This is a genomic window from Streptomyces sp. NPDC029139 (assembly GCF_055564335.1).
On sequence record NZ_JBVHWN010000001.1, the window covers coordinates 706,172 to 729,939 of the forward strand.

Below are 23,768 nucleotides of genomic sequence, written 5' to 3' on the forward strand. Positions count from 1 at the left end.
GTTGAGCGAACCCCCCACGGGTGCACGGCGCCCCTCCCCGAGGCACCGGGCGGCCGCGCGGCCGCCGAGGAGGGGACCGTACGCCACACGGAAGACGGCGTCCACGGGAAATGCGCTGGTCAGCCGCGCACCTTCACCGCCAGAGCCCTGAACCGGTCCCAGCTCATCGCCGGCTCCCGCGCGTCCCACAGCTTCTGCGCCGTGGCCGTCAGCGGCATCCGGATCCCGTCGGCCACCTGCGCCTGCGTCTGCGCCCTGGACAGGTCGCACCAGACCGCGAACCGGCCGCCCAGGATCTGGGGCCCGTACCGCGCCGGCACGGGCGTCGTGCCGCGGAGGACCAGCGGGGTCCACTGTTCGTAGATCCGGCGTCCGGTGGGATACGTGAACTGGTTCGGCTCGCCGAGGACGTAGTACAGGAACTCGTCGTTGAGGTTCACGACCTTCCGGCCCTCCTGGAGGTACTCGATCGGCGGCCGGGCCCCGATCTCCTTGCCGGTCCAGTACTCGACCTCGATGCGCTTGTCCGCGGTGACGACCCCGCCCCGGAAGAACCCGTCGTTCCAGGCCTTCGCCACCTTGCCCGCCTCGCGGACCACCGCCGCCCGGTCGTTCAACCAGCCCTCCGCCAGGTCCTGGACACCGGCCTGCGGCCCGTACTTCTGGCGCGCCGCCGTGGCCAGCTGCGGATAGGAGGCCGCCGGGGAGCGGACGGTCAGCGCCTGGTACTCGTCGGCGCCGACGTGGAACCAGCCGCCGGGGAAGAGCCCGGCGTACTCGCGCAGCAGCTCGTCGACGAGCCGCGCGGAGGCGGGCTCGGAGATGTCGATGGCGCCCTGGCGCGGGACTCCCGAGACGTTGCGCAGCTGGAGGTCCGGGTGGGCCCGCAGGACGGCGCCGAGGTGTCCGGGCGAGTCGATCTCGGGCACGACGGTGATGTGCAGGCTCTGCGCGAGGGCGAGGATCCGGCGCACCTCGGCCTTGGTGAGGTGCTGGGCCGAGACGACCTCGGGATGGGTGTCCGAGGCGATCCGGAAGCCCTGGTCGTCGGAGAAGTGCAGCCCGAACTGGTTGAGCTTGAGGTCCGCCATCTCGCGCAGCCGGGCCTCGATCCACTCCGCGGTGAAGAACTTGCGGGCGATGTCGACGTTCAGCCCGCGCTGGGGCTTCGCCGGCGCGTCGGTGACCGTGCCCTCGGGCATCGCGCCGGAGCCCTTCACCGACTGCTTGAGCGTACGGGTCCCGTAGAAGACGCCCGCCTGGTCGGGGCCGGCGATCCGGACCCGGTCGTCGCGGGTGGTCAGCGTGTACGACTCGGGGGCGCCCTTCCCGCCGAGCGCCAGCTCGATGTCGCCCGCGCGGGCGGCGACGGCGCCCCGGTAGGCGATCTTGAGCTCCCCCGCGAGCAGCCGTCCCTCGTCGGCGAGCCCTTCGCTGCCCCGCGCGATGACGACACCCGCCTGGGGCGTGGGACGCCAGCCCGGGCCGTGGGCCGCCTCGTGGGAGCGGACGGCGGGGACGGTCAGGGGGGCGGTGGAGAGCGGGAACGTCCGCGTGGGGGTGGGGCTCGGCTCCGGCGCCGCACTCGTCGCGGGGCCGGTGACGGACGACGGCGTCCCGGCCCCGGACGTCGGACCGCCCGGGCCGGAGGGCGAACCGCTGGAGCAGGCCGTCACGGTGACCAGTGCCACCGCGGCCGCGAGGAGCGTGGGGCCCGCGTGGGGCCCTCGTATGGCGTACCGCATCACTCGGAATCCTCCCTCAGGGGACGAGGTGGGGCCATTCGGAGTCGGGCGCCGACGTCGAATCGTCACGCACACGTTCCGAAACTCTCCCTTCCGGGTGAAATTCGCGCATCCGTCGGACAGGTCCCGCCTCTCGTAGATAACGTTGCGTCACATCCACCCCACCATTCCCGGAGTCCACGCTGACCAGCGACACCCGTGCCTCTTCCCGGAACCTGGGCTCCGCCGCCACCCCCGCCATACCCGCCCAGCAGGGCGACCCCCGGCAGGCCATCGGTCTCGCGCGCTTCAACGCGGCCCCGGCCTCCCTCGCCCAAGGGCTGCTCCTCTCCTGCTGCCACAGCCGGCGCTGGGCCGAACGGGTGACGGCACACCGTCCGTACCCCACGCTCGACGCGCTGCTCGCCGCCGCCGACGAGGCCGGTTACGACCTGTCCGCCGCCGAGCTCGACGACGCGCTGGCCGCCGAATGCCCCGCCGTGCCGCACCCCGACGCCCCGCCGGCCGCGCAGACCGCCCTGCGGGCCGCCCACGCCGCGTACGAGAGCCGGTTCGGGCACGCCTTCGTGATCAGCCTGGACGGTGTGCGCCCCGGTGAGCGCCTCGACCAGGTCCTCGCCGGCATCCGGTCGCGGCTCGGCAACGAGCCGGAGGAGGAGCGGGTGATCGCGGCCGACGAGCTGCGCCGGCTGGCCCGCGCCCGGCTCGCCCACCATGTCGGAGCCCCCACACTTTCGGTGCAGGCGTCCGGAATGCGGTGATTCGCGCTTGTGCGATAGGCCGTCCGTGCCTGTTTGATCACACCTATGGACCCCGCGCGAGGGAACCGACATCTCGTCGCTACGATGACCGGGGCCGGTGGACCGTACCCGGCCGGGTCTGACCGACAGAGAAGCCGGCCGACCCTGATCCCCGCTCCCGGAGGGTTTTTCCGTGCCGGCTGGAACGCTGTACCGCGGCCGGGAAGGAATGTGGTCCTGGGTGGCTCATCGAGTCACCGGCGTCCTCATCTTCTTCTTCCTGTTCGTACACGTGCTGGACACCGCTCTCGTCCGCGTCTCCCCCGAGGCGTACGACGAAGTGGTCGCCACGTACAAGACGCCGATCGTCGCACTCCTCGAGTACGGCCTGGTCGCCGCCATCCTCTTCCACGCGCTGAACGGCCTGCGGGTCATCGCCGTGGACTTCTGGTCCAAGGGCCCGCGCTACCAGAAGCAGATGCTCTGGACCGTCGTGGGCATCTGGGTCGTGCTGATGGCGGGCTCCATCTACCCCGTCCTCGGCCACGCCGCACGTGAACTGTTCGGGAGCTGACGCCAGACATGTCTGCTGACACCACTTCCGCGATCGGTCCCGTCGAGGGCGCTGCCCGTTACGACGCGGACAACCCGGCCCCGTTCATCGAGGCCCCCCGCAAGCGCACCGGCAGGACGCCGCGGGCGACCCGAGGCAACTTCGAGATGGCCGCGTGGCTCTTCATGCGCCTCTCGGGCATCGTCCTCGTCGTCCTCGTCATCGGCCACCTGCTGATCCAGCTCTTCCTCGACGGCGGCGTCTCCAAGATCGGCTTCGCCTTCGTGGCCGGCCGCTGGGCGTCCCCGTTCTGGCAGGTCTGGGACCTGCTGATGCTCTGGCTCGCCATGCTGCACGGCGCCAACGGCCTCCGTACGGTCATCAACGACTACGCGGAGCGGGCCAACACGCGCCTGTGGCTCAAGGGCCTGCTGTACACCGCCACGGTGTTCACCATCCTTCTGGGCACGCTGGTGATCTTCACCTTCGACCCGAACATCCGCTAGGCACGGGGCTGAGGTAATCCACGTCATGAAGATCCACAAGTACGACACCGTCATCGTCGGCGCCGGCGGCGCCGGCATGCGCGCCGCCATCGAGGCGACGAAGCGCAGCCGCACCGCCGTGCTGACGAAGCTCTACCCCACCCGCTCCCACACGGGCGCCGCGCAGGGCGGCATGGCCGCCGCGCTCGCCAACGTGGAGGAGGACAACTGGGAGTGGCACACCTTCGACACGGTCAAGGGTGGTGACTACCTGGTCGACCAGGACGCCGCCGAGATCCTGGCGAAGGAGGCCATCGACGCCGTCCTCGACCTGGAGAAGATGGGCCTGCCGTTCAACCGGACCCCGGACGGCACCATCGACCAGCGCCGCTTCGGCGGTCACTCGCGCAACCACGGCGAGGCCCCGGTCCGCCGGTCCTGCTACGCCGCGGACCGCACCGGCCACATGATCCTCCAGACGCTGTACCAGAACTGCGTCAAGGAGGGCGTGGAGTTCTTCAACGAGTTCTACGTCCTGGACCAGCTGATCACCGAGGTCGACGGCGTCAAGACGTCCGCCGGTGTGGTCGCGTACGAGCTGGCCACCGGTGAGATCCACGTCTTCCAGGCCAAGGCCGTGATCTACGCCTCCGGCGGCACGGGCAAGTTCTTCAAGGTGACCTCCAACGCGCACACGCTGACGGGTGACGGCCAGGCGGCCTGCTACCGGCGCGGTCTGCCGCTGGAGGACATGGAGTTCTTCCAGTTCCACCCGACGGGCATCTGGCGCATGGGCATCCTGCTGACGGAGGGCGCCCGCGGTGAGGGCGGCATCCTCCGCAACAAGGACGGCGAGCGCTTCATGGAGAAGTACGCGCCGGTCATGAAGGACCTCGCGTCCCGTGACGTCGTCTCGCGCTCCATCTACACGGAGATCCGCGAGGGCCGCGGCTGCGGTCCCGAGGGCGACCACGTCTACCTCGACCTGACGCACCTCCCGCCGGAGCAGCTCGACGCCAAGCTCCCGGACATCACCGAGTTCGCCCGTACGTACCTCGGCATCGAGCCGTACACGGACCCGATCCCGATCCAGCCCACCGCGCACTACGCCATGGGCGGCATCCCGACCAACGTCGAGGGTGAGGTCCTGAGCGACAACACCACCGTCGTCCCGGGCCTGTACGCGGCCGGCGAGGTCGCCTGCGTGTCGGTGCACGGCGCCAACCGTCTGGGCACCAACTCGCTGCTCGACATCAACGTCTTCGGCAAGCGGGCCGGTATCGCCGCCGCCGAGTACTCGGCGAAGTCCGACTACGTCGAGCTGCCGGAGAACCCGGCGGAGTTCGTCGCCGAGCAGGTCGAGCGGCTGCGCAACTCCACGGGTACGGAGCGGGTCTCCGTGCTCCGCAAGGAGCTGCAGGAGACGATGGACGCCAACGTGATGGTGTTCCGTACCGAGCAGACGATCAAGACGGCGGTCGAGAAGATCGCCGAGCTGCGCGAGCGCTACCTGAACGTGTCCATCCAGGACAAGGGCAAGCGTTTCAACACGGACCTCCTGGAGGCCATCGAGCTGGGCAACCTGCTCGACCTGGCCGAGGTCATGGCCGTCTCGGCCCTGGCGCGCAAGGAGTCCCGCGGCGGTCACTACCGCGAGGACTACCCCAACCGCGACGACGTCAACTTCATGCGCCACACCATGGCGTACCGCGAGGTCGGCGCCGACGGCTCCGAGACCGTGCGTCTCGACTACAAGCCCGTCGTCCAGACCCGCTACCAGCCGATGGAGCGTAAGTACTGATGGCCACCCCCGTACTGGACAAGGTCGAGGCGGAGTCCGCCGCCTCCCCCTACATCACGGTCACCCTCCGGATCCGCCGCTTCAACCCCGAGATCTCGGACGCGGCGGTCTGGGAGGACTTCCAGATCGAGATCGACCCCAAGGAGCGCGTGCTCGACGCCCTCCACAAGATCAAGTGGGACGTCGACGGCTCGCTCACCTTCCGCCGCTCGTGCGCGCACGGCATCTGCGGCTCCGACGCGATGCGGATCAACGGCAAGAACAGGCTCGCCTGCAAGACGCTGATCAAGGACATCAACCCGGAGAAGCCGATCACGGTCGAGGCCATAAAGGGCCTCACGGTCCTCAAGGACCTCGTGGTCGACATGGAGCCGTTCTTCCAGGCGTACCGCGACGTCATGCCGTTCCTGGTCACCAAGGGCAACGAGCCGACGCGTGAGCGTCTGCAGTCGGCCGAGGACCGCGAGCGCTTCGACGACACCACCAAGTGCATCCTGTGCGCCGCGTGCACGTCGTCCTGCCCGGTCTTCTGGAACGACGGCCAGTACTTCGGTCCGGCCGCGATCGTCAACGCGCACCGCTTCATCTTCGACTCGCGTGACGAGGCGGGCGAGCAGCGCCTGGAGATCCTGAACGACAAGGACGGCGTGTGGCGTTGCCGTACGACGTTCAACTGCACCGACGCCTGCCCGCGTGGCATCGAGGTCACGAAGGCGATCCAGGAAGTGAAGCGCGCGCTGATCACGCGTCGCTTCTGACACCTGGTCACAGTGGGGAAGCCCGCTTCTGTACGCTCGGCGTGCAGAGGCGGGCTTTTTCGTTACGGAGGACGGGGACAGATGAGCGAGCCGAACCCTTACCAGGACAGCGGCGACTACCAGTGGGGTCCCGATCAGCAGGCGGGAGCGCCCGGTTACGGGTATCCCCAGCCGGCCGGGTACCAGCCGACCGTCGCCGGCGGCGTGCCGGTGCCGCCGCAGCATCCGCCGGTCGGCCAGGGCGGAGCGCCGCTGCTGAGCCTCGGGGACATCACGATCGTCGGCGACCAGATCATCACCCCGGCCGGTGCGATGCCGCTCAAGGGCGCGGTCTGGAACGCGATGGACATGTCGCGGACCGAGGAGAAGATGCCGACGGTCGCGATCGTGCTGGCCATCATCTTCTTCCTCGTGTGCCTGCTGGGACTGCTGTTCCTGCTGATGAAGGAAAAGAAGACCACCGGCTTCATCCAGGTCACCGTCACCAGCGGTGGCCGGCACCACGCCACGATGATCCCGGCGACCGGCCCGGACACCATCCACTGGGTGATGGGACAGCTCAACTACGCACGCTCGCTGAGCATGTAGGGACGGGCCAGGAGGCTGGTCCGGAGGTCTGGTTCGGGTCTGGTCCGGGGGTCTGGTTCCGGGGGTCTGGTTCCGGGGGTCTGGTTCCGGGGGTCTGGTTCCGGGGTCCGGTCCGGGGGTCCGGCCCGGCGGGCCCGGTGTCGCGGCGGCCGGCCTCACGGGGTACGAGGAGCGGGGGGCGCGTCGTCCGGCCCCTCGGCCGCCAGCATGACGCGGCGGAGCAGATCGTTGAGCACGGAGCGTTCGTCCTCGTCGAGGACCCCGAGCAGGCGGTACTCCTCGTGCCCGAGGACGTCCATGGCGCCGAGCCAGGTCTCGCGGCCCGTGGGCGTGAGCTCCACGACGACCCGGCGGCGGTCGGCCGTGGACGGCGTGCGCCGGACGAAGCCGCGCTTCTCCAGGGCGTCGAGGCGGCCCGTGACCGAGGCGGGGGCGAGATCGAGGTCCTGGGCCAGGTCGGAGGGCGCGGCGCTGCCGCCGCGGCCGGCGAGTTTGTGGAGCGTGTCGAACTCGTGGCGCTCCAGCTCGAAGTCGAGGAGGGACTGTTCGCGCACCCGCCGCAGGTGGACGGAGAGCTTCTTCATACGGGTGACCGCGCCCTCCACGACGGGGTCGAGGCCGGGCAGCACCGGCTGCCACCGGGCCACGTGCTCATCGGTCCAGTCCCGCCGCGTCGGCCCCCCGGACTCGGTCGGCTCCATGGACCGATGGTACGTCCGGGGCGCGTTTCCTTCGACGCCGAATATTTCGCTGCCGAATCACCTTCGCTCCCGGCCCCGCCGTGGGGGGGGCGCGGCGGCGCTGTCGGCGCGGTCCCCTACCGTCATACGCATGGTGGGGACCACGGGCCCGGAGAGCGGGCTGAACGCGGCGCTGGAGTCGGGCCGATCGGACGGGGCGGGCGGGGTGCGGGCGGCGGACGCGGCGGATCGGACCCGGGCCTTCCCGGACGCGCCGGACGAGCACGGCCCGGCGATGCGCGCCGGCCACCAGGAGCTGCTCGCAGGCGGGGGTGTGGCCGCGTTTCTCGCTCACTGCGCCCTCGTGGACCGGGCCAGGGCCACCCGGGCCTGGCGAAGACGGGCCTCGGCGCTCCTCGCGGAGACCGAGGACGGTGCGGGGCTGGTGCGGCGGCTGCTGGAAGGGATCGCCGGCCGACCGGAGCACGAGGTGACCGATCCGGGCGCCGGGGCCGCGAGCGGTCCCGGGCTCACGGGCGAGAGCGATACCGGGCTGGTGCGCGGGCTGCTGTGGGCGTCGCTCGACCTTGACGTGGACTGGGCCGTCCCGCTGGCCGGCGCCGTCGCGGTCCACGCGGGTACGGGGCTCGGCGGCTCCGTCGGTGAGTGCCGCAGTCAGCCGCTGGCCTCCGCGGCGGTCGCCGTGCTCGGCGAGTTCGAGGGCTCGCGGGGCGAGCAGGCCGTGCGGTGGCTGGGCCGCACCAGGGACGTGGTGCGCAACCGTACGATCCTCCAGGCGGTCGCCAAGGCCCTGGAGGCCGTGGCCGGGCGGGCCGGGCTCACGCCGTCGATGCTGCGCGAGCGGAGTACGCCGGCGCACGGGCTCGACGGGCGCGGGATGCGGGAGGAGGTGCTCGGGGAGTACACCGCGGTGCTGTCCGTGCAGGAGCCGGGCGTGGCCACGCTCTCGTTCCGGGGCCCGCAGGGCCGGGTGCTGAAGTCGGCTCCGAAGGCGGTCCGGGAGCGGTACGGCGAGCGACTGACGCCGCTGCGCGCCGCGTCGAAGGAGCTGCGGACCCTGCTGGCCCTGGAGCGGCGCCGGCTGGAGGACCACATGGCGGCGGGTACGACCTGGCCGGTGGAGGACTGGGAGCGGTACTGCGTCGACCATCCGGTGACCGGCGCTGTCGCCCGCGTCCTGTTGTGGGAGGTCGCCGCGGAGGACGGCGCGCGCTGGATCGCGGGACTGCCGGAGCGGACGGGCGGCGGCTGGGCGCTGGCCGGCGCGGACGGCACCGCCACCCGGGTCGGCCCCGGGGCCCGGCTGCAACTGTGGCATCCGGTCCTGGCCGACGGCGAGGAGGTCTCGGAGTGGCGGACCGGGCTGACTGAGCGGGAGCTGCGCCAGCCGTTCCAGCAGGTCTTCCGTGCGGTGTACCCGCTCACCCCGGCCGAGAGGGCGGCCGGTGCGCACACCAGCCGCTTCGCCGGGCGCACCCTGCGCTACGGCCGGGCCAGGGCCCTGATGGCGGAGCGCGGCTGGACCGGCGACCACCTGGGCCGCTTCGGCGACGGCGCCTCCGCCGAGATGGTGCGGGAGCTGCCCCGCCCCGGTGAACTCCCCGTCGGCGAAGGCGTGTTCTGGCGGGCTCGATTCCTCGTGGAGCCGGTCGACGCGGGCAGCCCGGCCGGTGGGGTCGCCGCCCTCTGCGCCACCGGTCCCGTCCGCTTCGAGCGCCGAGCGGCCTCGGCGGGCGTACGCGGCGCCTGGGAGCGGACCGCTCTGACCGACGTACCGGCGTCGTCGCTGTCGGAGGCGCTGCGGGACGTCGGCCTGTTCGTGGAGGCGGCGTCCAGGAGCGCGGACGACGGGTACGAGGAGGGCTGGTCGTTCGGAGAGCCGGCCGAGCCGACCGGGCGGACAGGGCGGACAGAGGCGGTCGAGCCTGATCCGGCGGAGCCGACCGAGTCGGCGCGGATCCGGCGCGAGGCGCTGGCCCGGCTGCTGCCCGGGACCCGGATCGGGGACCGCGTGGAGCTGACGGACCATTTCCTGCGGGTGCGGGGTCAGTTGCGGGCGTACCGGATCCATCTGGGCTCGGGCAGGGTCCTCATGGAGCCGGCGGACGTGGTCCTGCCCCTCGTGGTGGACCGGGAGGCCGCGGAGGGAGGCGGCGAGAGGGTCTTCCTGCCGTTCGAGGAGGACGGCGGCCTGCTGTCGGTGATCCTGTCGAAGGCGTTCCTGCTCGCCTCCGACGCGGGGATCACCGACCGCACGATCACTGACCTGATACGGAAGGGGCTGTAGCGGCCCCGTCGCCACCGGCCCCGGTCAGGAACTCCACGAGCAGCTTCGCCGTCTCGTCCGGGCGCTCCAGGGCGGGGAGGTGACCCGCCCACTCCAGGTCGAGGTACTGGGCGTCCGGCAGGACGTCCGCGAGCCGCGTGGCCATCTCCCGGAAGTCGGGCAGGTCATGGGCGCCCGAGACGACCAGGCACGGCACATCGACGCCGGCCAGGTCGGCCGAGTCCACACCGGCGTCGACCGGGCGGAACTCGCCCGGGGCGGCGAGCTGGACGTCGAAGGCGCGGCGCTGCATCAGCCGTACGCGTTCCCGCGCCTCGTCGTCGGCGTCCGGACCGAGCCAGGTGTCGACGTTGAGCGCGACCGCGGCGTCGATGTCGCCCGCCTCGAGCAGTTCGTCCTCGCGCCTGCCCCAGGCGCGCAGTTCGTCGCTGGCCGCGAAGCCGGGCATGCCGGCGCAGAGCAGCGCGAGCGCGGAGACGCGCCCGGGGTGGCGGACGGCGGTCTCCAGAGCGACCTCGCCGCCGAAGGAGGAGCCGACGAGGGCGGCCCGTTCCACGCCGAGGGCGTCGAGGAGTTCCACGACGTCGTCGCAGTGGGTGTGCGCGCGGTCGACAGGGGTCTCGCCGAAGCCGCGGAGGTCGCAGCGCACCACCCGGTGCCCGGCCGCGGTCAGCGCCGCGAACTGCGTGTCCCACATCCTTCGGTCGCAGACGCCGGAGTGGAGCAGAACGACAGTGAGGGGGCCTTCACCGGCCAGGTCATGAGAGAGCATCACGCGCCACCCTATGTCGCGGGCGTGACGACCGCCTCCCTTATTTCACACCACCTCAAGACCCTGCTTGAACATGTTCAAACGAGGGTCTACAGTCAGGATCGCCAGCTTTTGAACGCGTTCAAGGGAGGGTGGGGCATGGACCTCACTGTCGTCGCGTACATCGTCTACCTGCTGATCAGCGTGGCCCTGACCGTCTGGGTCGCCCGCACCCTCAGCCGCAACGGAAGGATCTTCCTCGCCGACGTCCTGCACGGGAACGAGAAGCTCGCCGAAGCGGTGAACCACCTCCTGGTGGTCGGGTTCTACCTCGTCAACTTCGGCTTCGTGGCGCTCTACCTCAGCCAGGACGAGGCCGTGGCCGACGCCCGGTCCCTCTTCGAGGCGCTCTCGGTCAAGCTCGGCGTGGTGCTGCTCGTCCTCGGCGTGATGCACCTCGGGAACGTCTACGTCCTCAACAAGATCCGGCGGCGGGGCGTGATGGAGCGCGAGCAGGTCCCGCCGGTGCCCCCGCAGGGCTGGACTCCGCAGGCGGGCCGCGGCGGCCCCTGGGCGCCGCCCGCCCCCGGGGCGGGCGCGGGCGCCGGGGCGTGAGCCGGCCATGACGACGCCGACCGGACGGCCGACCACACCCGTACACCGCCTGACCGTGCTGTACGACGCCGACTGCTCGCTCTGTGTCCATCTGCGGCACTGGCTCCTGCGGCAACGGCAGCTCGTCCCGCTCGACCTCGTCCCGGCCGCCTCCGAGGAGGCCCGGCGCCGCTTCCCCGGCCTCGACCACGCCTCCACCCTGAAGGAGATCACCGTGATCGGGGACCGGGGGCAGATCTACCGCGCCGCCTCCGCCTGGATCGTCTGCCTCTGGGCCCTGGCCGACCACCGGCCCAAGGCCCACTGGCTGGCGACCCCGGCCGGGCAGCCGTTCGCCCGGGCCACGGTCCTCGCCGCCGCCGCGTGGCGCGAGGCGGTCAGGGGGCCGTCCTGCGAGGGCGGGACGTGCGAGGTGCCCGGCGCGCCCGGTTAGGCTCGGGCACTGTGAAGGACGTGAAGGAAGTGCAGCCCGCCGAGCCCACCGAGCCCGCCCCCCAGGCGGCGAAGGCACCGGCCAGGGCCGCGAAGAGCGAACAGACCCGCACGCTCATCCTCGAAACCGCCCTCCGGCTCTTCAGGGAGCGCGGTTACGACAGGACGACGATGCGGGCCATCGCCCAGGAGGCCGGGGTCTCCGTCGGCAACGCGTACTACTACTTCGCGTCCAAGGAGCACCTCGTCCAGGGCTTCTACTACCGGATCGCCGAGGAGCACCAGGCGGCCGTCGAAGGGATCCTCGACAGCGACGAGAAGGACCTCACGGCCCGCATCCGCGGGGTCCTCCTCGGCTGGCTCGACATCGCCGAGCCGTACCACGAGTTCGCCGCGCAGTTCTTCAAGAACGCCGCGGACCCGGACAGCCCGCTCAGCCCCTTCTCCCCCGAGTCGGAGGGCCCGCGCCAGGCGGCGATCGATGTCCACCGGAGGGTCATCTCCGGCGCCTCGGTGAAGGTCGACCCGGAACTGGCCGAGCCGCTGCCGCAGTTGCTCTGGCTCCAGCAGATGGGCCTGGTGCTGTTCTGGGTCTACGACCGTTCCGAGGGCTGCGCCAACAGCCGCCGCCTGGTCGAGCGGCTCGCACCGGTCACCGCCCGGGCGATCTCGCTCTCGCGCTTCCGGCTGCTGCGCCCGCTGGTCCGCGAGACCCACGACCTCCTCGCCGACTTCATGCCGACGGCGGCGGGCATGGCGGCCTCGGGCAAGCCCAAGCGGACGGCGCCGAAGACGTCGGAGGCGAAGACGTCCGGAGCGAAGACGTCGGGGGCGAAGGACTGACCCGCCGCACACGCCGAGGGCCCCGAGCCGTACACGACTCGGGGCCCTCGGCATCGCGCGAGTTGTCGCGGCGGAACGTCCGCGGGGAACGCCGGCGCGGACAAGACACTAGGCCGTGTCCGGAAAGTAGCGCCGTCTGCCCGCAGGGCAGGGCCCGCGGCGTCTGGTGCGTGCGATCGCAAGGCGGAGGGCTGCCCTCGTACTGGGCGTACTGGGGCGATCCGACAACGCAGCGTGGGGGCACCTCCCGTGCCCGAAGGGCTACGGGGGAGGGCGTGCCAGGCGTCGCGGGCCAGGCGGGACTTTCCGGACACGGCCTAGGGGGCGTCTTGTCGATCAGGCCGGATCAGTGAGCGGGGTCTGGTGCATGGGGCCTCCCCAGGCCCGCCAGGGCCGAGGGGACGCATCGCAAGGCGGAGGAGGGAGACAACGCGGCGAGGCGCGGTGCCAGGGCACGCGAACCCGGCAAGATCAACAAGACACCCCCTAGATCCAGCTGAGTTCCCACAGCCGCCAGATGCCGGTGCCGTCGGTCAGGTACTGCGAACCGGCGACGTCGGCCGTCGCCAGCACGTAGTCCTTCTTCTGCCACAGCGGCACCAGCGGCACGTCCGCCGCCACCTCGGACTGGATCGCCTCGAAGGCGTTGGAGGCCGCACCGCGGTCGCTGTACTGCTGCGTGGCGGCGATCAGCGAGTCGATCTTGCTGCTCGTGAAGCCGTTGTGCATGGCGTTGTCCGTCCCGACGAGCGGGGCGGTGAAGCTGTCGGAGTCCGGGAAGTCGGGGAGCCAGCCGACGGGGTACGCGTCGTAGTCGCCCCGGACGTACGCCTTCTGGAATTCCTGCCACTCCGCCTCGACGAGCTTGACCTTGAAGAGGCCGCTCGCCTCCAGCTGTCGCTTCAGCTCGGCCGCCTCGGCGCCGTAGGTGGCGTCCTTGCGGTAGCCGAGGGTGAAGGACACCGGCGTCTCGATGTCGGCGGCCTTCATCAGGCTCTTCGCGGTCTTCTTGGACGGCTCGGGGTAGATGTCGAAGAACGACGTGCTGTGGCCGTTGAAGCCCTGCGGGATCAGGGAGTACAGCGGCTGGACCGTGCCGTGGTAGGCGCCGGTGACGATCGCCGGGCGGTCGATGACGGCGGCGACGGCCTGCCGGACCGCCTTCTCCGCCATCGGCGAGCCGGACTTCACGTTGAAGTAGAGATTCCGGATCTCGGCGGTCTGCGCCTCGGTGATCCGGGCCGAGTCCTTGCCGCTCCCCAGCGTGGAGAGGAACTCCGGCGGCATCTGCCGGTGCGTGACGTCGACCTGCTTGGTCTTCCAGGCGGAGGCGAGCTGCTCGGACTCGGTGAAGTACTTGACGACGACCGGGCCGCCGGTCTTGGCGAGCGCGCCCCGGTAGTTCGGGTTGGGCTCCAGACGGGCGCTCTCGCCGGCCTTGTACTCCTTGAGGACGTACGGCCCCGAGCCCTCGACCGTGGTGCCCTCGCGCAGCTTCTCGGCCGGGTATTGGGTGCGGTCGACGATCGAACCGGCGCCCGTCGCCAGCTTCAGCGGGAAGGTCGCGTCCCGGCCGCTCAGGTTGAAGGTGACCGTCCTGCCGTCGGCCTCGACGCTCTTCAGGGTCGGGAAGAGGGAGGCCGGACCGACGTCCGCCTTGATGCCCAGCATCCGCTCGAAGGAGTACGTGACGTCCTCGGCGGTCACCTTGCGGCCGCCGGCGAAGGTGAGGTCGTCACGGAGCTTGCACTGGTACGTGGTGAGCTTCGCCCCGAGGAACTTGCAGCTCTCGGCGGCGTCCGGGACGGGGGTGGTGAAGCCCGGCTTGAAGGTCAGCAGCGACTGGAAGACGTTGCTGTACATCGCCCAGGAACCGGCGTCGTACGCGCCCGCCGGATCGAGGGAGGTCACCTCGTCCGTGGTGCCGACCTTGATGGGATCGGTCCGGATCTCGTCGGATGGGAGGAGTTGCCAGCCCCCCACCCCGGCGGCGACCAGAACTCCACAAGTGATGAGGATCCGCAGACGGACCGTCGACCGCATCGCCGTGCTTCCTTTGAATTCGTGCCCACCCCTGGCGCGGCGGCGCCCAGCCATGCCGCGATGGCGTCACCCAATCACACGGATTTCACAAGTGGAAGAGTAAACCTTCACAGTGCAGGCATATGTCCGGGATAGGGCGACTTCCAGTGACTCAGCAGTACGTATCGACCCCTGCGCGTGGAGTGACTTCGTCCGCTACGCCTGCTTCGAGGCGAGTTGGACGAGGGTGATGTCGGAGGGCGCGCCGACGCGGACGGGCGGCCCCCAGGCGCCCGCGCCCCGGGACACGTAGAGCTGGGTGTCGCCGTACCGCTCCAGGCCGGCGACGGTGGGGTTGGCGAGCTCGGCGAGGTAGTTGCCGGGCCAGAGCTGGCCGCCGTGGGTGTGGCCGGAGAGCTGGAGGTCGACGCCGTGTCGTACGGCGTCGTGGACGACGACCGGCTGGTGCGCGAGCAGGACGGCGGCCCGGGCGCGGTCGCGGTTGCCGAGCGCGGCGGCGAAGTCGGGACCCTGGCCCTCGCTCTCGCCGGCGATGTCGTCGACCCCGGCGAGGTCGAAACCGGCGGGGATCTCCAGACGCTCGTTGCGCAGCGGACGCAGGCCGAGCTCGCGGACGTGGTCGACCCAGGCGTCGGCGCCGGAGAAGTACTCGTGGTTGCCGGTCACGAAGAAGGAGCCGTGCCGGGCCCGGAGCCGGGCCAGCGGCTCGGCGGCGGACCCGAGGTTCTCGACGGTGCCGTCCACGAGGTCGCCGACGACGGCGATCAGGTCGGGCTGGGTGGCGTTGATGGCCTCGACGATGCGCTGGGTGTGGGCGCGCCCCAGGATGGGCCCGATGTGGATGTCGGACACCACGGCGATCCGGTACCCGTGCGCGGCGCGCGGCACCTTGGCGAGCGGCACCGTGACCCGCTTGACGCGCGGCCCGCGCAGCACCCCGTAGGTCCCGTACCCGACGGTCCCCGCGGCCGCCGCGGCGGCGGCCCCGCCGACGACCCGCGAGACGAACAGCCGCCGCGACACGGCGGTGGCACCGGGGGTACGGGCGGCCTCGTCGCCGGCCTCCGGTCCGGCGGGTGCGGGCTCGCCCGCGACCTCGGTCAGCAGCCCGCCGGCCGGGGCGTCGGCGCCCTTCGCGTCGGCACCCGCGTCGGCCGTCGCCCCCGGAGCAGCGGCCCGGGCGGCGGTACGGGCCCGCTCCCCGGCCTCCTCCGTCCTGCCGGCTTGGGGGGCGGCCGCCGCGCCCCGACGGGCGAGCCACCGCCGTAGAAGCGGCCTGACCGCCTCGCCGGCCACGAGGGCCAGGGTGAGGTAGAGCAGCGACGCCAGCCAGAGGAACCCCGGCCAGGCCACGACCTGCTGCAGCCAGAACGGCGCCCCCGCCCGACCGGAGGCGAGCGCGGCGACCGCCAGCACGGGCAGCGCGAACGCGGCCGCCGTCCCCAGCCGGCGCCCCAGGCCCCCCGCGGCGGTCACGTCACGGACCAGCCGCTTCCACACGTACCAGTGGACCCCGCCCAGCAGAGCGAGGACCACGACGATCACCAGCAGGAAGACGAGCACGCGCCCCAACCCCTATCCGCGCTCGCGGCGCAACGCGCGCACGCCACGCAACCCGATCACGCCGACCACCGTCCCCAGGACAAAGGACGTGATGGCGAGCAGTAGATGAACCCAGAAGTAGGCCGTCGGGTCGCCCGCGTCGTCGAAGGCGAGACCGCTCGCGTCGTTCCAGAGGTTCTTGACGAAAGTGATCCAGATGAACCAGCTCCACACCCCGAACGCGAGCAGGAACCAGGAGACGGGCCGGCTGAGCTTCATGGCCCCAGTATCACCATCCGTCCGGCACCGCCCGCGCTCGGGGCACTCGGGTGGACGGCCCGGGGCGAACCGCCTGGCGGGGTTCGGTTCGCTGAAGGGTGCCTGTACGTTTTCGATCGTGTCTGTATCGAAGAAGACCGCTTGGGCGGTCGCCGCCGCCGCGTTGCTCCCCCTCGTCGCCGCCTCGCCGGCCCACGCGGACAACAAGGAGGACCAGCAGCCCAAGCCCCCCGCCCTCATGTCCTCGGTCGGCGGCAGCCTGCTCGGCGTGCCCGGGACCCAGGTGCGGCTCGGGGCCGGGGCGCCCGTGCTGCCCAAGGAGCTGAGCGCGCGGTCGTGGATCGTCGCGGACGCGGAGACCGGGGACGTGCTCGCCGCGCACAACTCCCACTGGCCCCTGGCCCCCGCCTCCACGCTGAAGATGCTCTTCGCGGACACCGTGCTGCCGAAGTTCCCGAAGACGACGATCCACACGGTCGAGCCCAAGGATCTCGTCGGGATCGGTTCGGGCTCCAGCCTCGTCGGCGTGAAGGAGAAGCAGACCTACACCGCGCACGATCTCTGGCTCGGTGTCTTCCTTCGCTCAGGCAACGACGCCGTGCGGGTGCTGGCCGCGATGAACGGCGGCATGGCCAAGACCGTCGAGGACATGAACGCGCACGCCGCCGAGCTCCAGGCCCTCGACACGCACGTCAAGTCGCCGGACGGCTACGACGCCCCGGGCCAGGTCTCCTCCGCGTACGACCTCACGCTCATCGCGCGCAGCGGGATGCAGAAGGCGGATTTCCGGGAGTACGCCGCGACCAGCCGGGCCGTGTTCCCCGGCGAGCAGAAGCCGGGCAAGAAGCGGGAGACCTTCGAGATCCAGAACACCAACCGGCTGCTCACCGGCGCGCTCGGGGTCGCGCCGTACCAGGGCATGGCGGGCGTGAAGAACGGCAACACCACGCACGCCGGCTCCACCTTCACCGGTGTTGCGGAGCGCAACGGCAAAGTGCTGCTCGTGACGGTGATGAACCCGTCCTCCAAGGAGCAGCACGCGGTGTACAAGGAGACCGCCCGCCTGCTGGACTGGGGTTTCGCGGCGACCGGGAAGGTGAAGCCGGTCGGTCAGCTGGTCCCGCCGAAGTCCGCCCGTACGACTCCCGGAACCGCGAGCCAGGGCTCCACGCCCGCCCCCGGGGAGAACGCTCCCGGCACGACGACCGGTGCGGCCGGGATCGCCGCGGCCGAGGAGAAGTCCGGTGGTGTCGGGATCGCCCTCGCGGTGGTCGGCGGTGTGCTGCTGGTGCTGGCGGGCGGGGTCTTCCTGGTCAACCGTCGCTGGCCGCTGCCGGAGCTGGTCGGCCGCCGCCCCCGGCCCCGCCCTTAGCCCCGCCCTTCGCCCCGGTCTCGGCCCCGTCCCCGACTCCGCCGTCGGCCGCGGTCGAGCCGGGCGAATCCTCGGAGTGCTTCTCGCCCGTCGCGTCCGCCTCGTCCTTCGAGCCCGTGGACGTCCACGCCGCGCAGAAGAGGAGCAGCTTCGCGGTGAAGTTGATCCACAGCATCAGCGCGACGGGCACACCGAACGCGCCGTACATCGACTTGCCGGCGACTCCCCTCATGTAGCCGCCGAGCAGCAGTTTCAGCAGCTCGAAGCCGATCGCGCCGATCACCGCCGCCACCACCAGGCGTCGGCGCGGCGGCTGTACGCCCGGGAGCAGCGTCAGCACGTACAGCAGGATGAGGAAGTCGGCGACGGCGGCGATGGCGACCGCGGCGGCCTGGAGCAGGACCCCGCCGGCCCCGCGGTCGGAGATGTCGACCTGTTCGGCGCTCCAGCCGATGGCCGTGGAGCCGAGCCAGGACGCGGCCAGCGAGCAGAGCCCGACCCCGCCGAGCCCGAGCAGCACGATCGCGTCCTTGCCCTTGCGCAGGACGGGGTTTCCCTCGTCCTCGTCGTCGATCCCCCACACCGCGCGCAGGCAGTCCCGCAGGGAGCCGATCCAGCCGATGCCGGTGAAGAGCAGCAGGGCACCGGCGACCAGGCCGATGGTGCCCGCGTTGTCCACGAGGCCCCCGATGTTGAGCTGCTCGGAGATGCCGGGGACCTGTTCGGAGATCTTCCCCTCGATGGTGTCCAGCTGCTTCTCGCTGAGCAGCGCGGCGCCGGCGGCCGCGGCGACGGTGATCAGGGGGAAGAGCGCGAGGAAGCTGATGAAGGTGATGGCGGCGGCGAGCCGGGTCCAGTGGACGGCGTCGAGGGTCTCGTACGAGCGCCAGGCATGGGTCCGCATGAGCCGGGCGGCCCAGGGGCCGATGACGGGGAGCTTGGTCAGCCAATCCATGTCGTACGCGTACCCCTTGCTCCGGCAGCCGAACGGAACACCATCGTCCGGGTCCCCCAGAATCGCAGACAGGTCGCCAGAACCATGCCGATGCCGAGTCCTGACACCGTGTCGGCCCGGGCGGAGGTGAGTCCGAGGCCGTAGTGGGAGACGCCGAGGCAGAGCAGCTGGACGGCGGCGCCCGCGAGGTTCACGGCGAAGAAGACCGCGTACTCGCGCAGCCCGACCGTCCGCCGCCGGTAGGTGCCGAGGGCGTTGCCCAGATACGCGACGGTGCAGCCGGCGAGGAACGAGAGCGCCTTCGCGGCGATCGGGTCGAGGCCGGCGGGGCCGCGCAGCCAGAGGAAGAGCGCGAGGTCGGCGGCGTACGCGGCGAGTCCGGCGGTGGCGAAGCCGACGAGCTCGCGCCTCACAGGTCCGCGACCGCCATGCCGTACATCGCGGCCCAGATCAGGCCGATGACGGCGAGCGGCCGGTCGCGCAGGACGACGTCCTCGGGCTCCCCGGCGGTGCCGCGGTCGGCGAAGACGGCGTAGCGCAGCACGGCGAGGATGAAGGCGATCATGGAGAGCTGGCGCCAGGGCAGCAGGCTCGCGTCGGCGACGCCGCCGCTCTCCAGCGCCCAGAGGCAGTAGCCGAGAACGGCGACGCCGGCGGCCAGCTGCCAGACGAAGCGGAGGTATCCGGTCGTGTACCGGGTGAGCAGGGCGCGGGTCGCGCCCTGTGCGTCCTCCATCTGCACGGCTTCGGAGTACCGCTTGGCGGCGACCATGAAGAGCGCGCCGAAGCCGGTGGTGATGAGGAACCAGCGGGAGAGCGGGATGGAGAGCGCGACGCCGCCGATCATCGCCCGCATCAGGAACCCGGTCGTGACGACGGCGAGGTCGACGACGAGGACGTGCTTGAGCCGCACGCAGTACGCGATCTGCATGACGAGGTACGCGATGAGGAGCGCGGCGGTCATGCCGTTGCACAGGACCGCGCCGGCGACGGCCGCTCCGAGGCCGAGGAGGGTTCCGGTGGCGTAGGCGAGGGGGACGGGGACGAGGCCGGCGGCCACGGGACGTCGGCGCTTGACGGGGTGGGCGCGGTCGGCGGCGGCGTCGCGGGCGTCGTTGACCAGGTAGACGGCGGAGGCGGCGGCCGTGAACAGGGCCAGAACGAGGGCGAGTCGGGCCGCCGCGTGCCAGGAGACGAGCTGTCCGGCGGCGACGGGTGCGGCGAGGACGAGGATGTTCTTGACCCACTGGCGGGGCCGCGCGGTCCGCAGGAGCCCGTGCCCGACGGCGAGGACGCCTCGCCGGCCGGGCTGTCGCCTTCCCGGCGCGAGGGCGGGCTTCTGGAGTACCGCGACAGCGGTGGTGCGCTCAGCCACGGCGGCCGCCGGAAGGGACGGAGGGAGGGGCGGCCACGTCGGGGGAGCGACGTCCGCCGGCGGGCCGCACGCGCGCGGGAACGGGGGCGGGGACGGGCGGCACGCGCGCGGGGCCGGGGGCGGGGACGGGCGGCACGCGCGCGGGGCCGGGGGCGGGGACGGGCGGCACACGCGCGGGGCCGGGGGCGGGGACGGGCGGCACACGCGCGGGGTGCTTGGCGGCCGCACGCGCGCGGGGGGCCGCGCGCAGCCAGCCGCGGCCCAGGGCGGCCGTGGTCGCGCCGAGGAGGGCGCCGGCCGCCACGTCGGTCGGGTAGTGGACGCCGACGATCAGGCGGGAGACGCACATCGCGGTCGCGGCCGGGACGGTCAGGCGGCGAAGCCCCGGGTGCAGGGCGCCGAGGACGACGGCCGCCGCCGCCGCGGAGGTCGCGTGGGAGCTGGGGAAGGAGTGCCGCCCGGCCGTCCGGACCAGCGGCGCGAATTCCGCCGTCCCCGGCCGCGGCCGCCGCACCACCCGCTTGACGCCCATGCTCGCCAGGTGCGCCGCCGCGATCAGCGCCGTGCCGCGCAGCCAGCCGGAACGTCGCTCCGGGTCCACCGCCGCGCCGGTGAGCCCGGCCGCGAGCCACAGCGCGCCGTGTTCACCGCTGAAGGACAGGGCCCGGGCGGCGGTCGCCACGGGTGCCCGCCGTCCGCAGCGGCGCAGGGCGGCGAGAAGTCTTCGCTCGGCTCCGGCCCAGTCCGCGTGTCGCATCTGGCTCCGCCTCCCCGGTTCTCGGTCGACCAGGGGTGACTCTGACCCGGCGGGTGGGCGACCGCACGGCAATCTTTCCTGACACTCGTTTAATCACCCATTTCGACGAACCCGCAACAAAGCAGGCATACACCACATGGCGGGCGATACGGTCACGTCCATGGCTGCCGAGACCGACACCCCCCTCGCACCCCTCACCGGCTGGGGCCGCACCGCGCCCACCCTCGCGCGCGTGCACCGCCCCCGTACGTACGAGGAGGCGTCCGAAGCGGTCCGGGCGTGCGGTGCCCGCGGATCCATCGCCCGCGGCCTGGGCCGCGCCTACGGCGACGCCGCCCAGAACGCCGGCGGCTCCGTCCTCGACATGACCGGACTCGACCGCGTCCGCTCGATCGACGCCACCGCGGGCGTCGTCGTCTGCGACGCGGGCGTGAGCCTGCACCGGCTGATGGAGGTGCTGCTCCCGCTGGGCTGGTTCGTCCCCGTCACCCCGGGGACCCGTTACGTCACCGTCGGCGGCGCGATCGGCGCCGACATCCACGGGAAGAACCACCACGTCTCCGGCTCGTTCACCCGCCATGTGACCTCCCTCGAACTGCTCACCGCCGACGGGGAGATCCGTACCGTCGCCGCCGGCACCGATCTCTTCGACGCCACCGCCGGCGGCATGGGCCTGACCGGTGTGATCCTCTCCGCGACCCTCCGGCTCCTGCCCGTCGAGACCTCGCTGATGTCCGTGGACACCGAACGCGCCACGGACCTCGACGACCTGATGACCCGTCTCACCGCCACCGATCACCGCTACCGGTACTCGGTCGCCTGGATCGACCTCCTCGCCCGCGGCGCCGCCACCGGCCGGTCCGTCCTCACGCGCGGTGACCATGCCCCGTACGACGCGATCCCCGTCCGGGACCGCCGGGCCCGCCGCGAGCCCCTGGCCTTCCGTCCCGGGCGGCTGCCGGCCGCGCCCGCACTCGTCCCCGAGGGGCTGCTCGGGCGCGCCACGGTCGGGCTGTTCAACGAGGTCTGGTACCGCAGGGCGCCCCGCCGCCGCACCGGCGAACTCCAGCGGATCTCCACCTTCTTCCACCCCCTGGACGGCGTCCCGCACTGGAACCGGATCTACGGGCGCGGCGGCTTCGTGCAGTACCAGTTCGTCGTCGGCCACGGACAGGAGGAGACCCTGCGCAGAGTCGTGAAGCGGATCGCGCGGCGCGGCTGCCCGTCGTTCCTCGCCGTGCTGAAGCGCTTCGGCGAGGAAGACCCGGGCTGGCTCTCGTTCCCCGTGCCCGGCTGGACGCTCGCGCTCGACATCCCGGCCCGTCTCTCGGGACTCGGCGCGTTCCTCGACGAGCTGGACGAGGAGGTGGTGGGCGCGGGCGGCCGGGTCTATCTCGCGAAGGACTCCCGGCTGCGGCCCGAACTGCTGCACGCCATGTATCCGCGGCTCGCCGACTTCCAGGCGCTGCGCGCCGTGCTGGACCCGCGGTCCGTCTTCACCTCCGACCTCTCCCGTCGTCTCGCCCTGTGATTGCTCTCTGAGGAGTTTGATCGTCATGAAGGACGCCTTCGGTACCCCGCAGTCCCTGCTTCTCCTCGGTGGCACCTCCGAGATCGGGCTGGCCACCGCCCGTCGGCTGATCGCCCGCCGCACCCGTACGGTCTGGCTCGCCGGGAGGCCCTCCCCCGCCCTGACCACCGCCGCCGACTCGCTGCGGGCGCTGGGAGCGGAGGTGCGCACCGTCCCCTTCGACGCGCTCGACACCGAGTCGCACGCGGAGCGCCTCGGCAAGATCTTCACCGAGGGCGACATCGACATGGTGCTGCTCGCCTTCGGGATTCTGGGCGACCAGGCCCACGACGAGGCCGATCCGCTCGCCGCCGTCCGGGTCGCGCAGACCAACTACACGGGGGCGGTCTCCGCCGGGCTCGTCTGCGCGGCGGCGCTGCAGGCGCAGGGGCACGGCTCGCTGGTGGTGCTCTCCTCCGTGGCCGGGGAGCGCGCCCGGCGCGCCAACTTTATCTACGGCTCGTCCAAGGCCGGTCTCGACGCGTTCGCGCAGGGGCTCGGGGACGCGCTGCACGGGACGGGGGTGCACGTGATGGTCGTGCGCCCCGGGTTCGTGCGGTCGCGGATGACGGCCGGTCGGGAGGAGGCTCCGCTGGCGACCACGCCGGAGGATGTGGCCCGGGCGATCGAGCTGGGGCTGCGGCGCCGCTCGGAGACGGTGTGGGTGCCGGGGGCGCTGCGGATGGTGATGTCGGCGCTGCGGCACGTCCCGAGGCCGGTGTTCCGACGTCTTCCGATGTGATCCCGGCTCCGGCGGTGCGGCCCCGGGGGCTGCCCGCACGGCCCCGGCAGGTCGGCGGCGGGGTCCCGGGCCTGCGGCGGGGGCCCTGGGCCGCCGGCGCGGGCCCTGGGCCGCTGCTGACGGGCGCCGGGGGCGAGTGAGGCCCCGGGGGCCTACCGGTGCGGCCCGGAGGGACAGCCGGTGGCCGGGGTCGGCGTGTCGACCGGGGCGCCCTGGGGCGGGACGGTGGAGACGGGGCGGCCGCCGCCGAACTCGTACGTGTGCAGCTTGCGCCACACCCCGTCCGAGCCCTGCTCGTAGAGCGCGAAGGACGAGCAGGTCCAGGCGGCCTCGAAGTCGGCCAGCTCCTCGTACGCCCGGTCCATCGCCTCCTCGGAGATGCCGTGCGCCACCGTGACGTGCGGGTGGTACGGGAACTGCAGCTCGCGCACGAGCGGTCCCGACTCGTCCCGCACCCGCTCCTGGAGCCAGGCGCAGGCGGAGACGCCCTCGGCGAGGCGGACGTAGACGACCGGCGACAGCGGGCGGAACGTTCCGGTTCCGCTCAGGCGGATCGGGAAGGGGCGGACACCGGCCGCGACCTCGGCGAGATGCGCCCGGATCGCCGGCAGCCGCTCACCGTCGGCCTCCGTCGGCGGGAGGAGGGTGACGTGCGTGGGGATGCCGTGCGCGGCGGGATCCCCGAAGCCCGCGCGCGCCTCCTGGAGCAGGCTGCCGTAGGGCTCCGGGACCGCGATCGAAACGCCGAGCGTTACGGTCCCCACGTCGTTCTCCTCCGTCGTCGTCTCTTCGGGATGGTGGGTGGTTCAGCCGCCAGTGTGCGGCCTGCACCAC

Annotated in this window: 23 protein-coding genes and 1 pseudogene; 13 read left to right on the forward strand and 11 right to left on the reverse strand. The window is 72.1% G+C overall.

The window, feature by feature from the left end; translation table 11 throughout:
- Positions 1–119: 119 nt before the first annotated feature.
- A complete protein-coding gene (locus tag ACZ4VW_RS03200) occupies positions 120–1,745 on the reverse strand; it encodes a beta-N-acetylhexosaminidase (protein WP_467957827.1) in 1,626 nt (541 codons plus the stop codon).
- Between the two features lie 215 nt (positions 1,746–1,960).
- Between ACZ4VW_RS03200 and ACZ4VW_RS03205 the strand changes: the two genes are divergently transcribed.
- From ACZ4VW_RS03205 to ACZ4VW_RS03230, 6 genes are all read left to right on the forward strand, one after another.
- A complete protein-coding gene (locus ACZ4VW_RS03205; RefSeq protein ID WP_467958168.1) occupies positions 1,961–2,506 on the forward strand; it encodes a 2-oxo-4-hydroxy-4-carboxy-5-ureidoimidazoline decarboxylase in 546 nt (181 codons plus the stop codon).
- A 172-nt stretch (positions 2,507–2,678) separates the two neighbouring features.
- The gene (sdhC, locus tag ACZ4VW_RS03210) at positions 2,679–3,059 is read left to right on the forward strand and encodes a succinate dehydrogenase, cytochrome b556 subunit (protein ID WP_189948009.1); all 381 of its coding nucleotides are present in this window, start codon (positions 2,679–2,681) and stop codon (positions 3,057–3,059) included.
- 8 nt (positions 3,060–3,067) lie between these two features.
- Positions 3,068–3,544 carry a succinate dehydrogenase hydrophobic membrane anchor subunit gene (locus ACZ4VW_RS03215; RefSeq protein ID WP_467957830.1) on the forward strand — a complete coding sequence of 159 codons (477 nt, stop codon included), beginning with the start codon at positions 3,068–3,070 and terminating at the stop codon, positions 3,542–3,544.
- Positions 3,545–3,569: 25 nt separating this feature from the next.
- On the forward strand, positions 3,570–5,324 hold the full coding sequence (gene sdhA / locus ACZ4VW_RS03220) for a succinate dehydrogenase flavoprotein subunit (RefSeq protein ID WP_467957832.1): 1,755 nt from the start codon (positions 3,570–3,572) through the stop codon (positions 5,322–5,324).
- Positions 5,324–6,082: a succinate dehydrogenase iron-sulfur subunit gene (locus tag ACZ4VW_RS03225; protein WP_467957834.1), complete on the forward strand. Its 759-nt coding sequence runs from the start codon at positions 5,324–5,326 to the stop codon at positions 6,080–6,082. The genes sdhA and ACZ4VW_RS03225 overlap by 1 nt, the downstream gene beginning before the upstream one ends.
- 81 nt (positions 6,083–6,163) lie before the next feature.
- The gene (locus ACZ4VW_RS03230) at positions 6,164–6,670 is read left to right on the forward strand and encodes a hypothetical protein (RefSeq protein WP_467957836.1); all 507 of its coding nucleotides are present in this window, start codon (positions 6,164–6,166) and stop codon (positions 6,668–6,670) included.
- Between the two features lie 155 nt (positions 6,671–6,825).
- Here ACZ4VW_RS03230 and ACZ4VW_RS03235 read toward each other — a convergent pair whose 3' ends face one another.
- Positions 6,826–7,371, reverse strand: a complete 546-nt coding sequence (locus tag ACZ4VW_RS03235; RefSeq protein ID WP_467957838.1) for a MarR family winged helix-turn-helix transcriptional regulator — start codon at positions 7,369–7,371, stop codon at positions 6,826–6,828.
- Positions 7,372–7,501: 130 nt separating this feature from the next.
- Here ACZ4VW_RS03235 and ACZ4VW_RS03240 point away from each other — a divergent pair, with 130 nt between their 5' ends.
- Complete coding sequence (locus ACZ4VW_RS03240) at positions 7,502–9,658, forward strand: DUF4132 domain-containing protein (RefSeq protein ID WP_467957840.1); 2,157 nt, start codon at positions 7,502–7,504, stop codon at positions 9,656–9,658.
- Here the strand turns inward: ACZ4VW_RS03240 and ACZ4VW_RS03245 are convergent.
- On the reverse strand, positions 9,630–10,433 hold the full coding sequence (locus ACZ4VW_RS03245) for an alpha/beta fold hydrolase (RefSeq protein ID WP_467957842.1): 804 nt from the start codon (positions 10,431–10,433) through the stop codon (positions 9,630–9,632). The genes ACZ4VW_RS03240 and ACZ4VW_RS03245 overlap by 29 nt on opposite strands.
- A 135-nt stretch (positions 10,434–10,568) precedes the next feature.
- On the opposite strand from ACZ4VW_RS03245, the gene ACZ4VW_RS03250 reads away from it, so the two are divergent.
- The 3 genes from ACZ4VW_RS03250 to ACZ4VW_RS03260 are packed head-to-tail and all read left to right on the forward strand — an operon-like array spanning position 10,569 to position 12,299.
- On the forward strand, positions 10,569–11,024 hold the full coding sequence (locus ACZ4VW_RS03250) for a hypothetical protein (RefSeq protein ID WP_467957844.1): 456 nt from the start codon (positions 10,569–10,571) through the stop codon (positions 11,022–11,024).
- Positions 11,025–11,031: 7 nt separating this feature from the next.
- A complete protein-coding gene (locus ACZ4VW_RS03255; RefSeq protein WP_467957846.1) occupies positions 11,032–11,457 on the forward strand; it encodes a thiol-disulfide oxidoreductase DCC family protein in 426 nt (141 codons plus the stop codon).
- Between the two features lie 11 nt (positions 11,458–11,468).
- Positions 11,469–12,299, forward strand: a complete 831-nt coding sequence (locus ACZ4VW_RS03260) for a TetR/AcrR family transcriptional regulator (protein ID WP_467957848.1) — start codon at positions 11,469–11,471, stop codon at positions 12,297–12,299.
- A gap of 486 nt (positions 12,300–12,785) precedes the next feature.
- Here the strand turns inward: ACZ4VW_RS03260 and ACZ4VW_RS03265 are convergent, their stop codons facing one another.
- From ACZ4VW_RS03265 to ACZ4VW_RS03275, 3 genes are all read right to left on the reverse strand, one after another.
- Positions 12,786–14,342 carry an ABC transporter substrate-binding protein gene (locus ACZ4VW_RS03265; protein ID WP_467957850.1) on the reverse strand — a complete coding sequence of 519 codons (1,557 nt, stop codon included), beginning with the start codon at positions 14,340–14,342 and terminating at the stop codon, positions 12,786–12,788.
- A gap of 195 nt (positions 14,343–14,537) precedes the next feature.
- Positions 14,538–15,905, reverse strand: a complete 1,368-nt coding sequence (locus ACZ4VW_RS03270) for a metallophosphoesterase (RefSeq protein ID WP_467957852.1) — start codon at positions 15,903–15,905, stop codon at positions 14,538–14,540.
- A gap of 12 nt (positions 15,906–15,917) precedes the next feature.
- Positions 15,918–16,163 (reverse strand): SCO4848 family membrane protein, encoded by a 246-nt coding sequence (locus ACZ4VW_RS03275; protein WP_355105357.1) that lies wholly within the window; start codon positions 16,161–16,163, stop codon positions 15,918–15,920.
- 118 nt (positions 16,164–16,281) lie between these two features.
- On the opposite strand from ACZ4VW_RS03275, the gene ACZ4VW_RS03280 reads away from it, so the two are divergent.
- Positions 16,282–17,535, forward strand: coding sequence for a D-alanyl-D-alanine carboxypeptidase family protein (locus ACZ4VW_RS03280; protein WP_467957854.1), 1,254 nt, complete (start codon positions 16,282–16,284; stop codon positions 17,533–17,535).
- Here ACZ4VW_RS03280 and ACZ4VW_RS03285 read toward each other — a convergent pair.
- The 4 genes and pseudogenes from ACZ4VW_RS03285 to ACZ4VW_RS03300 all read right to left on the reverse strand — a co-directional run.
- On the reverse strand, positions 17,477–18,490 hold the full coding sequence (locus ACZ4VW_RS03285) for a YihY/virulence factor BrkB family protein (RefSeq protein ID WP_467957856.1): 1,014 nt from the start codon (positions 18,488–18,490) through the stop codon (positions 17,477–17,479). The two genes, ACZ4VW_RS03280 and ACZ4VW_RS03285, sit on opposite strands and share 59 nt — an antisense overlap.
- Positions 18,478–18,903 (reverse strand): GtrA family protein, encoded by a 426-nt coding sequence (locus ACZ4VW_RS03290; protein ID WP_467957858.1) that lies wholly within the window; start codon positions 18,901–18,903, stop codon positions 18,478–18,480. Before ACZ4VW_RS03290 ends, ACZ4VW_RS03285 begins: the two co-directional genes overlap by 13 nt.
- A complete protein-coding gene (locus ACZ4VW_RS03295; protein WP_467957860.1) occupies positions 18,900–19,865 on the reverse strand; it encodes a decaprenyl-phosphate phosphoribosyltransferase in 966 nt (321 codons plus the stop codon). Before ACZ4VW_RS03295 ends, ACZ4VW_RS03290 begins: the two co-directional genes overlap by 4 nt.
- A 238-nt stretch (positions 19,866–20,103) precedes the next feature.
- Positions 20,104–20,622: pseudogene (locus ACZ4VW_RS03300) on the reverse strand (phosphatase PAP2 family protein); the annotation flags it as partial.
- Between the two features lie 160 nt (positions 20,623–20,782).
- On the opposite strand from ACZ4VW_RS03300, the gene ACZ4VW_RS03305 reads away from it, so the two are divergent.
- Both ACZ4VW_RS03305 and ACZ4VW_RS03310 read left to right on the forward strand, forming a co-directional pair.
- Positions 20,783–22,153 (forward strand): FAD-binding protein, encoded by a 1,371-nt coding sequence (locus tag ACZ4VW_RS03305; protein ID WP_467957862.1) that lies wholly within the window; start codon positions 20,783–20,785, stop codon positions 22,151–22,153.
- 25 nt (positions 22,154–22,178) lie between these two features.
- Positions 22,179–22,934 (forward strand): decaprenylphospho-beta-D-erythro-pentofuranosid-2-ulose 2-reductase, encoded by a 756-nt coding sequence (locus tag ACZ4VW_RS03310; protein ID WP_467957863.1) that lies wholly within the window; start codon positions 22,179–22,181, stop codon positions 22,932–22,934.
- A gap of 152 nt (positions 22,935–23,086) precedes the next feature.
- On the opposite strand, the gene ACZ4VW_RS03315 is transcribed toward ACZ4VW_RS03310, so the two are convergent.
- A complete protein-coding gene (locus tag ACZ4VW_RS03315) occupies positions 23,087–23,698 on the reverse strand; it encodes a 2'-5' RNA ligase family protein (protein ID WP_467957865.1) in 612 nt (203 codons plus the stop codon).
- Positions 23,699–23,768: the final 70 nt, after the last annotated feature.